Here is an 11,982-nt window from a genome sequence, read left to right as displayed (position 1 = left end):
GGCCGCCCGCTCAGTTCGGATAGACCTCGATCGGCGCCGCGAGCGGGCCGGCGGGCGACACAGCGAAGCTGCTGGCCTGGCCGTCGCCGCCCGTGCTCACGCTGACCTCCAGCCCGTCGGCGCCGGTCACCGTGTACCGTCCGGTCGGAACCGCGACGTTCGCGCCGCCCTCGGCGGGCACCGTGAGGGCGATCGCCTTGCCCGACGACGGCTCGATCTTCACCTTCGCGTCGGCGTCGCCCGCATTGGCGAAGTGCAGCATCGGCTTCGGGCCGGGCGGCACGGCCACGAGCTGCGAGTCGCCGATGGCCGGCGCTGAGACGAACCAGGAGAAGTCGCGCGTCTTGGTTCCGATGACGGAGGTGCGCACCGCGGCGACGACCGGCACGTCCGAGCGGACCGTGACGGTGAAGTTGCCGTCCTTCAGGTTGTCGAGCGGGATCTCGGCGACGTTGCCCGCCTTCACAGTCTGGGCGTAGGAGTTGCCCGCGTTGGTCCCGGCCTCCCCCACGGCTCCGATCGTGATCTTGGCGTCGTGATCGCCGGGCACCAGGATGCGCACGGACGGGAAGTCGACGCCGACGCTCTCGGCGGACTGCGCAGCCGTGATGGCGGCGAGGGAGGCGACCGTCACGCCCGCGATCGTCTGAACGCGGTCGGGAGCCCCTGTCGGGCCGGCCAGCTCCACGCCGCGCGGCTGGATGCCCTGCTCGAAGCTCTGCTGCATGTTGGCGACGACCTGTCCGCCGGTCGTCGTGACGTGCACGACGGGAGCCGTCGCCGACGGGGCGAGGCCCGCGAGCGGCACGATCTTCTGGGCGCCGGCCGGCACGACGATGCCGGTGGCACCCGGCGCACTGACGTGGCCGGTCTCGGTGTAGATGTCGAGGTTGACTGTGGCGTCGACGGAGGTCGGGTTCGAGAGCAGCACGAGGCTCGTCTGACCGAGCGTGGTCGCGCCGGCCACCAGCCAGCTGTCGGCCGACGGCTCCGCGCAGGCGGCGGCGGCCAGGCCGGCGAGGTCGTCGGTCTGGGCGTTCTGCACCTGGGCTCCCGCGAAGAGCGGAGGCCGGGTCGCGCCCTGCGGCGTGGTCGCCGTCAGCGCGATAGGCGCCTGATCGTTGGACGTGGTGTCGGCGTCCGGCTTCAGCGTGCGCGACTGGGTGTCAGCTCCGGTGGCGCCGTACACCGAGGAGAACGAGTCGATCGCGCTCGGACGCGTGGCCTGCCCCGCGTCGGCGGCGAGGGCGAGCAGCGGGCCGGGGCAGACGCGCTGCTGATCGGCCGGGACGGGCTTGACAGTCTGCGACGGCGCGGAGATCGCGAAGCCGGAGAGCGGGAGGAGGGTCGCGCCCGCGATCACCGCGGCCGCGATGGCGATGCCGACGACTCCGCCGATCGCGCGGGCGCCGCCCTGGGCGAGGGCTCGACGGTCAGCCACGATCGCTCCTCGCGGTCGAGGGGCGCGGTCGGATGATGGTCTCATCGAGGCCGTCCTCCAGGGTCGTCGGCGCCCCGACGGGGACGGCTTCGGGGTGCAGACCGCGTTCGGGATCCGGCTCAGGGGCAGGTTCGGGCCGCGGCTCCGGTTCGACAGCGGGCTCGGGCTCCGGTTCGGGCGCAGGCTCCGGTTCCGGTTCCGGCTCGACAGCAGGCTCCGACTCGGGCTCGACGATGGCCGGGCCGGGGTCGCTTTCTCCGTACGACTCGACGGCAGCCTCGTCCTCGGGCTCCGCCTCCCAGTCGTCGAGACTCTCCTCCGCGATCGGAAGATCGCCGTCCGACGGCGGATCCGGCTCGTCGTCCGGCTCGACGGCGGGAGGCTCGCCGCCGTGGCGGCGCTCGGGCCGGCGCGCGTTCAGCTCCGACACCCGGTCGGCCGAGCGCGTGGTCGGGATGGCGAGCAGCAGCGTGAAGCCCACGATCACGCCCTGCACGAGCAGCACGATCAGCCTCCAGATGCCGCCGGCGTCCGGGGGGATCTGCGCCGCGGGTGGCACCACGGCCGTTCCACGGTCGAAGGCCCAGAGCGACCCGGTGGTCGTCTGGCCGACCGACACCAGGAGCGGGTTGGCGTCCATGGCGATGCCGGCGCGGGTCCTCGTCGCCTCGGCGGCCGTGGTGTCCGGCTCGGAACCGGCCTGCTTCTCGTTCAGCGCGGCCGCCGGCGGCGCGAGCAGCACGAAGTCGATACCGAGACGCTTCAGCTCGCCGGAGGCGTCGTAGCCGCTGCGCGACGAGAGGTTGCCGGCCAGGCCGGCGAGCTCGCGCTGCCCCGGGGTCAGCGAGCGGGAGGTCGAGCTCAGCGTGGTCTGGCCGTCGAGCGTCTGCCCGGCGCCCCGGACGACCTCCGCCTGGATGCCGCCGTCGGGCTGCGGGGTGATTCGCAGCGTTCCCGCTCGTGGCTGGGTGGTCGCCTTCGCCGTCACGACGGCGGGCATGGTCCGGCCGTCGCTGGCGCTGACGGCGGCCAGGCCGTCGTGCGTGGCGATCGCCGAGGGCACCGCCGCGATCGCCAGGGTGATCATGGCGATCCAGGCAGGGGCGAGCGAGCCGCGCTTCAGCGCGGACAGGGCGAGAACCGCCGCCCCGATCAGACCGATCCAATACAGGCTCAGCGCGCTGCCGGGCCAGATCGGCGCGACCGTCGACCCGGTCACCGCGACCTGGACGTGCAGCGCGACCACGGCGGTCAGGAATCCGGCGAGCGCGACGAGCAGCGCGACGACGGCGCGCACGGTGCCGCGCAGGAACAGCGCCAGGATCGCGAGGATGCCCAGAGGTGCGAGCAGGACCGGCACCAGGATGTTGCCGGCGCCCGTCCCGAAAGGAAGCGCGGCGGCGATCGCGTGCCAGCCGCCGAGCGTGCCGTCGGGGAAGCCGAGTGCGAGCTGCCAGGCGGGCGTCTGCCGCGCGTCGACCACGACGCCGGGGTCGGCGAAGATCGAGAGCCAGGCTCCTCTGCCGACCTGCTGCCACACCAGCGGCGCGAACAGCACGACGGCCGGCAGCGGGATGAAGACGATGCGCGCGGCGCGGCGCCCGGCGAACACGATGGCCGCGATCCACGCGACGACGAGTGCGGGGATCAGCACAGGGGCGCACGCCACGGTCGCCGCGGCCAGCAGCGCCGTCGTGGCGCTGGCCGTCCAGGAGCGGCGTGCGGCCAGCCCGGCGAAGAACAGCCACGGGAGCAGGACATGGGCGAGCACGGCGCCCGGGCGACCTCCCTGCAGGGCGATGAACAGCGTCGGAGCAAGTGCGTAGCTGATACCCGCGAAGGCCCGCAGCATCGGGCGCACGGTGAGCCGCGCGGCCGCGAGCCACGCGCCGAGCGCCGCGAGCGGGAGGGCGAGGAGCCAGACGCCGACGAGGGAGGCGCTGGGCTGCCAGAAGGTCAGGGTGCCGAGCACCGCGAGGACCGCCGAGAACGGGTCTGCAGCTCCCACGAAGCCGAGGTTGATGTCGCGCCAGCCGTAGCCGAGGTTCGCCCAGAGCTGGCCGACGGAGGCGTTGAGCGGCAGCATTCCGCCACCGGTGATCGCGGTGGAGGACGCCAGCGGATAGAACAGTGCGATGCCGATGACGAACGCCGCCAGGACGGTCCAGCCGCCGCCCGTCCCCCAGAAGTCGAGGTCCTGGCGCTCGCCCTGCTGGCGTACCATCGCGGCCTCGCGTTTGAGCGCCCTGCCGCGCCGCACGTCCGCGAACGGGATGCGCAGCGGCGCGATCGCCGCCCAGGTCACGGCCTTGGCCTTGGCGAGGCGCCGGCGTGCATTGCTGACCGCGAGACCGGAGAACGCGACCCGGAACGCGGCACCCAGCTCGCCGCCGACCGAACCGGGCTCCTTGCGCAGCAGGCGCACGATCGAGCGGAGGATCGCGAGCGGAACGAGGGTCAGCCAGTGCGGGACCACCGCCCAGCCGGGCGCGTACGCCATCCGCCGGTGGAGCTGCGCACGCCGCCGCTCCCCCGCCAGCTTGCGCCGCACCGACCACTTGCGCGACAGGTTGGGACCGGCGAGACCGTCGCCGCCCACGGCGACGCGCGCGTGAGCGACCAGGGTGACCCGGTAGCCGGCGAGCCGCGCCCTGGTGCAGAAGTCGAGGCCGTCGTCGACGGCCGGGAGGGCGGGGTCGAACCCGTCGAGGGCCTCCCAGACCGGCAGGCGCACGAGCATGCCGGCCGACGACACGGCGAGAACGTCGCTGAGGCCGTCGTGCTGGGCCTGATCGAGCTCGTTCTCGACCAGTGGCAGCGACGCGCCGAACGGGGTCATCGCCTCGCCGAACTCGCGGATGAACGCGGCGTCGTCGGCGTCGACGAGCTTCGGTCCGACCACCGCGACGGAGGGCGACACCTCGAGAGCGCCGAGCAACGCCTGGAGCGCCTCGGGCTCCGGGGCCGTGTCGTGGGCGAGCAGCCAGATCAGCTCTTCGGACGACGTGGTGGGAGGCAGGACGCGCACGGCGGTCGAGACCGCGGAGCCGAACGGGAGCTTCTCCCCGCTACGGAGGAGGTGCGTGGGCTTCGCGTCGGCGAGCAGGCGCGCGGCGTCGTCCGTGCTCGCGCAGTCGACGGCGATCACGGCGTCCGGCTGGCGGGTCTGCGCCGCGATGGCGTCGAGAGTGCGCTGCAGGCGGGGGCCGCCGCTGTGGGCGACGACGATGGCGGTGACTCTCGGATACATCGGGAGTCAGCCTAAGTTGGGGCTGCGCCGATCCCGGTAGTGCGTCGGGCGCGGCGCGTATTCGACCCGGTCAGCCGGCGCGCTTGCGGAGCTTGCGACGCTCGCGCTCCGAGAGCCCGCCCCAGATGCCGAAACGCTCGTCGTTCGAGAGCGCGTATTCGAGGCACTGGGAACGAACCTCGCACGAGGTGCAGATCCGCTTCGCGTCACGCGTCGAGCCGCCCTTCTCGGGGAAGAACGCCTCGGGATCCGTCTGCGCGCACAGGGCGTCGGACTGCCAGGCGAGAGGGTTGTCGTCGTCGACACCCGCCGCCCGGACCCCCGGAACCCCGAGTCGCACCGGATCGATGAACCAGTCGTCGGGTACCCCAGAACGATATTCAGGAATTGCCATATCGGTCTCCCCACCCTTGAACTGTCAGCGACACATTGGTCGTGTCGCAATAATTACACCGTTGTCATTCGCTCCAGTCAAGTCGCGAATCGTAAAGCCTTAACGCCTGGTCGAGACTTCACGACGCGCCGACGAACGACAACGATCGCGATACGCCCGACCTGTCTACCCCCGCCGGCCGGCAATCACGACGCCGACTGGCGTGCTTCCCAGGCGGTGCCTACCATCTCGTCGAGAGTGTGGCGCATCTTCCAGTCGAGATCGCGGGCTGCGAGCTCTCCCGAGGCAACGATCCTCGCCGGATCGCCCGGCCGTCGAGGCCCCACTTCTGGGGTGAAGGCGATTCCGGTCACGGAGGCCACGGTCGACATGATTTCGCCCACGCTGACGCCGTCACCGCTTCCGAGGTTGTACACGGCCTCCACGCGCTCGCCCGCGTCGAGGCGCTTGGCCGCCGCCACGTGCGAGACGGCCAGGTCGGCCACGTGGATGTAGTCGCGCACGCAGGTGCCGTCGGGCGTCGGGTAGTCGTCGCCGTTGATGCGCGGGGTGCGGCCGGCGACGAGCGCGTCGAAGACGAGCGGGAAGAGGTTGTGCGGGCTCGTGTCGCGCAGGGAGGGGTCGCCGGAGCCGACGACGTTGAAGTAGCGGAGCGAGGTGTGCCGCAGGCCGACGGCGACGCCCTGGTCGCGCAGCAGCCACTCCCCGATCAGCTTCGACTCGCCGTAGGGCGACTCGGGGCTCTTCGGCGTCTGCTCGGTGACGGTCTCCACGTCGGGAGTCCCGTACACCGCGGCGGACGACGAGAAGACGATCGCGTCGACCCCCGCCTCCTGCATGGCCGCGAGCAGCACGGCGGTCGCGGTCACGTTCTGCTCGTACGTGTGCAGCGGGCGCTGCACCGAGACGCCGGCGTACTTGAACCCGGCGACGTGCACCACGCCGCTCACGCTGTGCTCGCGGAAGATCCGCTCCAGCAGGTCGCCGTCGAGGATGGTGCCCCGATAGAACGGCACGGTCGACGGGACGAACTCCTCGTGGCCGCTGGAGAGGTCGTCGACGACGACGACCTCCATGCCCTCTGCGAGGAACGCCCGCACAACGTGGGAGCCGATGTATCCGGCACCTCCGGTCACCAACCACGCCACGGCGTCCTCCAGCCTCGAACGGAAAAGGGGTCGTGAGAACCCTATCGTCCGCACGGAGGACGACCCGGCGGCCGCCGGGCTCCTAGGGTCGGAGCATGAGCACCATCACCGCGGCGCGCGTCTGGATCGTCATCTTCATCGCGGGCCTCGTGCTCAGCGGCATCACGGCGTTCCCGTTGGCGTGGGAGGTCTCCCTCGTCTCGCAGGTGCTGCACGGCTCGCCGGCGCCCGGCATCGTCCCGGGGCTGGTGGAATGGATCGACCTCATCCACCACGCGCTCGACGACACCGCCCGCTATCCGTTCCTGTCGTACGGCACCGACTGGCTCGCGTTCGCGCACCTCGTGATCGCGGTGGCGTTCATCGGGCCGCTGATGGATCCGGTCAGGAACATCTGGGTGCTCCGGTTCGGGATGATCGCCTGCGGGGCCGTCGTGCCGCTCGCGCTCATCGCGGGCGCGGTACGCGGCATCCCGCTGGGGTGGCAGCTGATCGACATCTCGTTCGGCGTGCTGGGCATCATCCCCTTGGTGTTCGCCCACCGACTCGCGCTGAGGATGGAGCGGGAGGCCTCGGCTCCCGCTGCCGTCGCGTCGGAGGCGCGCTGACCTCCCGCCTCAGCCGCTCAGACGAACGCGGCCTCGCCCGTGATCGCGCGGCCGACGATGAGCGTGTTCATCTCGCGCGTGCCCTCGTAGGAGTAGAGCGCTTCGGCATCGGCGAAGAACCGGGCGACGTCGTAGTCGATCACGATGCCGTTGCCGCCCATGAGCTCGCGGCAGCGGGCAACGGTCTCGCGCATCCGGGCGGTCGCGAACGCCTTCGCGAGCGCCGAGTGCTCGTCGCGCTGCTCGTCGTCGTCAAGCATCTGCGAGACGCGCGTGCACAGGGCGATGGAGGCCGTGATGTCGCCGATCGACTTGACCAGCAGGTCCTGGATGAGCTGGTGCTTCGCGATCGGCTTGCCGAACTGCACGCGCTCCTTCGCGTAGCGCAGCGCCGCCTCGTAGGCGCCGACCGCGACGCCGACGGCGGCCCAGGCGACCTCCGCCCGCGTCAGCCGCAGCACGGCGGCGGTGTCGCGGAAGCTGTTGGCGTTCTGCAGGCGCAACGACTCCGGCACCCGGACGTTCTCGAGGGTGATGTCGGCGTTCTGCACGATGCGCAGCGACTGCTTGCCCTCGATCTTCGTCGCGGTGTATCCCGGCGTGCTGGTCGGGACGATGAAGCCCTTCACCTGGCCGTCCTCCGCGCTCTTCGCCCAGATCACGGTGATGTCGCTGAAGGTCGCGTTGCCGATCCAGCGCTTGGAGCCGTTGAGGATCCAGTCGTCGCCGTCGCGGGTCGCGACGGTGCGCAGGCCCTGCGCCGAGTCGGACCCGGAGTCGGGCTCGGTGAGCCCGAACGCGCCGAGCACCTCCCCGCTCGCCAGCTTGGGCAGCCACTCCGCCCGCTGCTCTGCCGATCCGCAGACACCGATGGCACCGAGCGCGAGGCCGTTCTGCACACCGACGTAGGTGCTGACCGAGGCATCGACGCGGGCCAGCTCGAGGGCCACCCAGCCGCGGAAGACGGCCGAGTTCTCGAACGGCGCGGTCTCGGCGAAGCCGAGTCCGATCGCCCCGGCGCCGTGCAGCACGTCGATGATCTGGTGCGGGAACTCTGCCCGTTCCCAGTACTCGTTGACGATGGGCTTGATCTCGCCCTCCAGGCGCGCGCGCAGGTTCACGAGGAACTCCTTCTCGCGCTCGGTGAGGAGGTTCTCGAAGCCGTAGAAGTCGCTGGCGAGGGTCTCGAAGGCCATGTGTGCTCCATTGCGTCCGGTCGGGCAGAGGCGTCGTCAGCCTAGGGAACGGCCGGGGGCGCGGCAAAGCGATTGGTAGTTTGGTCTAACCGGATCGAAGGGAAGACGACGGATGTTTGTGCGCATCGGCAACACCCCGCGCGACTACGCGTGGGGATCCACCACGGCGATCGCCGGCCTCCTCGGCACGACGCCCAGCGGTGCGCCGGAGGCGGAGCTGTGGTTGGGAGCGCACCCCGGCTCCCCCGCCCGGATCCTCGACTCCACGCAGACCGACGGCGCCGCCGACCTGGCGCACTGGACGCAGACTGCGGGCAAGCTGCCGTATCTGCTCAAGGTGCTCGCCGCCGCGAGCCCGCTGTCGCTGCAGGCGCACCCGTCGTCCGCGCAGGCGCGCGCCGGCTTCGAGCGCGAGAACGCGGAGGGCCTCGCGCCCGACTCCCCCGAGCGCAACTACAAGGACCCCTTCCACAAGCCGGAGATGATCTTCGCCCTCTCCGATCCGTTCGACGCGCTGTGCGGCTTCCGGGAGCCGGCGGAGAGCCGCACTGCGCTGGAGCGGCTCGCCGGCGGGGACCCTGCGGTGTCCGCCTTCGCCGCGACGCTCGAGGGCGAGCCGGCCGACGTTCTGCGCGGTGCGACCGAATGGCTGCTCGGCGGGGCTCCGGAGGTCGGCGACGTGGTCAATGCGGTCGTCGCCGCGGCTCAGGACGCCGAGGGCGTCGACGCCGACACCGTCCGGATGCTCGCCGCGGCCTTCCCCGGCGACCCGGGCATCGTGCTCGCGCTGCTCCTCAACCGGGTCGCTCTGCGCCCGGGCGACGCCCTCTACCTCCCCGCCGGCAACATCCACGCCTACCTGCGCGGGCTCGGCATCGAGCTGATGGCGGCCTCCGACAACGTGCTGCGCGGCGGCCTCACGCCGAAGCGGATCGACGTTCCCGAGCTGGTGAGCATCCTCGACTTCACGCCGTTCGCGGTGACGCCGATGGTGCGCGAGCGGCCGGCACCGGGAGTCGAGGAGTTCGTCCCCGACGTCCGGGACTTCCGCCTCATCCGCATCGAGGTGGGCGGCGACGTGCCTGCGGCCTCCGTCGACATCCCGGGCACCGCGATCGTCCTCTGCACCGCCGGTGAGGTGGAGGTCGAGGGGGCCACGGAGGCTCTGCGCCTGAAGCGCGGGGAGGCCGCCGTCGTGACGGCGGACGAGCGCAGGCTCTCGGTCGTCGGCGGTGCGGGGACGCTCTTCGTCGCGACGCCGAACCGGTGAGCTATCCTTCGGGGGTGAGCAGCCCGAGGCCCGTGCCGTCCAGCGGCCGGTCGCTGAGTGACCGCGTCCGCACCGCGCGGGGGGCCTCGGGGACCGGAGCCTCGGTGTTCGCCGTCCTGCTCCTCTTCACGCTGTTCGCCGGAGACTTCTGGCGCAACCTCATCAGCTGGCCCGGCTACTTCGTGCTCGCCGCCCTGCTGGCCGCGGGCAGCATCGTCTTCCTCGTCCGCCTGCGACCGGCGTTCCGGTGGCGCAAGGCGCCCAAGACGCTCGTGCTCTTCCTCGCGCTGGCGGTCGTCTCGCTGGCGTGGTCGGCCTACCCCGGTGCGACCGCCCTGGGCCTCGTAGCCCAGTTCGCCACGACCGCCGCCGCTGTCTTCCTGGCGTTGTGCCTGACCTGGCGAGCGCTGCTGACCGCGCTCGCCAACGCTTTCCGCTGGATCCTGGGCCTGTCGTTGCTGTTCGAGCTGGTCGTCGCGGTCTTCGTGCGGCACCCGGTCCTCCCGCTCACGTCGATCCAGCCGGTCCCGAGTCACATCCCTGCGGCGTTCTACTGGAGTCGTGACCTGCTGTTCCGCGGCGGCCAGATCCAGGGAATCGTCGGCAACAGCAACCTGCTCGCGATGATCGCCCTGCTCTCCCTGGTCGTCTTCGGCATCCAGCTCGCCGACCGCACCATCCGGCGCGGCACCGCGATCACCTGGCTGGTCGTTGCAGTGCTGACCTTCGCGCTCACGCGCTCCTCCACCGTCTTCGTCGCGGCGGTGTTCACCGCCGTGGTCCTCGGCTTCGCGCTGTGGACCCGCGGCGTCGGCCCCGAGCGTCGGAGGCCGGTATACCTGACAGGCGCAGCGCTGGTCGTCGTCGTGGTGGTCGCCGTCGTGCTGTTCGCCTCGCGCATCCCCGCGCTGCTCGGCAAGAGCGAAGACCTCACCGGGCGGCTGACGATCTGGAACTCCGTCATCCACCTGGCGCAGGAGCGGCCGGCGTTCGGCTGGGGCTGGGTCAGCTACTGGGCGCCCTGGGTCGAGCCGTTCAAGAACCTCGCCGAACGCGGAGGCGTCGTCTACCTGCAGGCGCACAACGCCTGGCTCGACATCTGGCTCCAGCTCGGCATCGTCGGCGTGGTGATCTTCGCGCTGCTCATCGTCAGCACGCTCTGGAGGGCGTGGTTCCAGGCCGTCGACCGCCCGCGATTCGCTCCGGGCGACGACCTACCGTACACGGCACTCACGCTACTGCCGCTGCTCCTCCTCGCCGCCCTTCTCGCGCAGAGCCTCGCCGAGAGCCGCATCCTGATCGAGGCGGGCTGGACCCTCCTCGTGGTGATCGCCGTGAAGACCAAGCAGTCTGCGCCGTAGGATTCTCTTCATGGCCGAACCGCGTCGAACTCTGGTGCCGCCAGCGGTGACCGAGTTCCTCGGATCGGCGAGGTTCACGTCCACGCTCGCCCTGCTGGCCGTCGTGACCGGATTCTCGACGCACGCGATCCGCGCGGTGATCGGCTGGCCGGGCCTGATCGGCGTGCTCGGCACGGTCGCCGTGCTGGCCGCGCTGTCTTTCATCGCCCAGCGCAAGCTCATCGAGTGGCACGGCCTGCTGCCGATCTCCGCGCTGCTCTTCGTGGGCTGGTGCGCGCTCTCGCTCATCTGGAGCGACTACCAGCTGGCCACCCTGGCCGGCGTGGTCTACCAGCTGCTGTTCGCGTTCCTCGCGGTCTACATCGCGCTGGTGCGCGACGCGATCCAGATCGTCCGCGTCGTCGGCGACGCCCTGCGCGCGCTGCTGACCGCATCGCTCGCCCTGGAGGTCCTCAGCGGCCTGCTGCTCGACATGCCCATCCGCTTCCTCGGCATCGCGGGGAACATCGCCGCGGGCGGCCCGATCCAGGGACTCTTCGGCTCCCGCAACGCGCTCAGCATCGTCGCGCTCATCGCATTCGTCACGTTCCTCGTCGAGCTGCGCACGCGCTCGGTGCGCCCGCAGCTGGCGGCGTACTCGATCACGCTCGCGGTCCTCTGCATCCTGCTGGCGCATTCCCCGGTGATCGCAGCCGTGTCGGTGGTCGTCGGGTTCGCGACCCTCGCGCTCTACCTGCTGCGCAAAGTCCCCGCGCACCGCCGCACGCTGGTGCAGTGGGGGCTCGCAGTCCTGACGATCGCCATCCTCGTGACCGCATACATCTACCGCACCCGCGTGATCGACCTGCTGAACGCCCGTGCCGACTTCCAGGTGCGTTACAAGCTCTGGATCCAGATCTGGGAGCTGATCCCGATCAACCAGATCGTCGGGTGGGGCTGGGTGGGCTCCTGGCCGACCGACCTCTACCCGTTCAACGCCATCCAGGATGCGACGGGCGTGTACCACGCGGACGGCCTGAACGCCTATCTGGACGTCTACCTCCAGGTGGGCTTCATCGGCCTCCTGCTGTTCGTCGCGCTGATCGCGCTCGCGTTCAGCCGTTCCTGGCTGCTCGCGTCGAACCGTCGCAGCGTGGTCTACGCCTGGGCGCCCCTCGTCTTGGTGTCCCTGCTGGTCACGAGCGTGTTCGAGAGCTCGATCCTGATCGAGTCCGGCTGGATGCTGCTGGTGATCTGCACCGTCAAGGCATCGCAGGGCATGAGCTGGCGGCTGCGGCTCCCCCACCGCGACAACGACTGATCCGAGTCCCGTGC

At 71.0% G+C, this 11,982-nt stretch carries 9 protein-coding genes; 4 read left to right on the top strand and 5 right to left on the bottom strand.

Translation table 11 applies throughout. The features are described from left to right. Positions 1-10: 10 nt before the first annotated feature. From ASF88_RS11525 to galE, 4 genes are all read right to left on the bottom strand, one after another. The gene (locus ASF88_RS11525; RefSeq protein WP_055918283.1) at positions 11-1,441 is read right to left on the bottom strand and encodes a DUF5719 family protein; all 1,431 of its coding nucleotides are present in this window, start codon (positions 1,439-1,441) and stop codon (positions 11-13) included. After that, positions 1,434-4,691, bottom strand: coding sequence for a glycosyltransferase family 2 protein (locus tag ASF88_RS11520; RefSeq protein ID WP_055918280.1), 3,258 nt, complete (start codon positions 4,689-4,691; stop codon positions 1,434-1,436). Before ASF88_RS11520 ends, ASF88_RS11525 begins: the two co-directional genes overlap by 8 nt. A 70-nt stretch (positions 4,692-4,761) precedes the next feature. Next, a complete protein-coding gene (locus ASF88_RS11515) occupies positions 4,762-5,085 on the bottom strand; it encodes a WhiB family transcriptional regulator (RefSeq protein WP_082518918.1) in 324 nt (107 codons plus the stop codon). A 185-nt stretch (positions 5,086-5,270) separates the two neighbouring features. Next, positions 5,271-6,233 (bottom strand): UDP-glucose 4-epimerase GalE, encoded by a 963-nt coding sequence (gene galE, locus ASF88_RS11510; protein WP_055918274.1) that lies wholly within the window; start codon positions 6,231-6,233, stop codon positions 5,271-5,273. Positions 6,234-6,328: 95 nt separating this feature from the next. Here galE and ASF88_RS11505 point away from each other — a divergent pair, with 95 nt between their 5' ends. Next, positions 6,329-6,841: a hypothetical protein gene (locus ASF88_RS11505; protein ID WP_055918271.1), complete on the top strand. Its 513-nt coding sequence runs from the start codon at positions 6,329-6,331 to the stop codon at positions 6,839-6,841. 17 nt (positions 6,842-6,858) lie between these two features. On the opposite strand, the gene ASF88_RS11500 is transcribed toward ASF88_RS11505, so the two are convergent. After that, positions 6,859-8,037 carry an acyl-CoA dehydrogenase family protein gene (locus ASF88_RS11500; RefSeq protein WP_055918267.1) on the bottom strand — a complete coding sequence of 393 codons (1,179 nt, stop codon included), beginning with the start codon at positions 8,035-8,037 and terminating at the stop codon, positions 6,859-6,861. Positions 8,038-8,149: 112 nt separating this feature from the next. Between ASF88_RS11500 and manA the strand changes: the two genes are divergently transcribed. The 3 genes from manA to ASF88_RS11485 are packed head-to-tail and all read left to right on the top strand — an operon-like array spanning position 8,150 to position 11,968. Then, positions 8,150-9,307 carry a mannose-6-phosphate isomerase, class I gene (gene manA, locus ASF88_RS11495; RefSeq protein ID WP_055918264.1) on the top strand — a complete coding sequence of 386 codons (1,158 nt, stop codon included), beginning with the start codon at positions 8,150-8,152 and terminating at the stop codon, positions 9,305-9,307. Positions 9,308-9,321: 14 nt separating this feature from the next. Beyond that, positions 9,322-10,668: an O-antigen ligase family protein gene (locus tag ASF88_RS11490; protein ID WP_235493415.1), complete on the top strand. Its 1,347-nt coding sequence runs from the start codon at positions 9,322-9,324 to the stop codon at positions 10,666-10,668. Between the two features lie 10 nt (positions 10,669-10,678). Next, entirely contained in the window at positions 10,679-11,968 is a 1,290-nt protein-coding gene (locus ASF88_RS11485) for an O-antigen ligase family protein (RefSeq protein WP_055918254.1), read from the top strand. Positions 11,969-11,982: the final 14 nt, after the last annotated feature.

Source organism: Leifsonia sp. Leaf336 (genome assembly GCF_001423695.1).
GTDB lineage: Bacteria > Actinomycetota > Actinomycetes > Actinomycetales > Microbacteriaceae > Leifsonia.
The sequence above is the reverse complement of the archived record's forward strand: the minus strand, read 5'-3'. Positions and strand labels throughout refer to the sequence as shown.

Coding starts and splice junctions, on each gene's coding strand:
- ASF88_RS11520 (WP_055918280.1), bottom strand. CDS start 4,691: ATGTATCCGAGAGTCACCGCCATCGTCGTCGCCCACAGCGGCGGCCCC.
- ASF88_RS11515 (WP_082518918.1), bottom strand. CDS start 5,085: ATGGCAATTCCTGAATATCGTTCTGGGGTACCCGACGACTGGTTCATC.
- ASF88_RS11505 (WP_055918271.1), top strand. CDS start 6,329: ATGAGCACCATCACCGCGGCGCGCGTCTGGATCGTCATCTTCATCGCG.
- ASF88_RS11500 (WP_055918267.1), bottom strand. CDS start 8,037: ATGGCCTTCGAGACCCTCGCCAGCGACTTCTACGGCTTCGAGAACCTC.
- manA (WP_055918264.1), top strand. CDS start 8,150: ATGTTTGTGCGCATCGGCAACACCCCGCGCGACTACGCGTGGGGATCC.
- ASF88_RS11485 (WP_055918254.1), top strand. CDS start 10,679: ATGGCCGAACCGCGTCGAACTCTGGTGCCGCCAGCGGTGACCGAGTTC.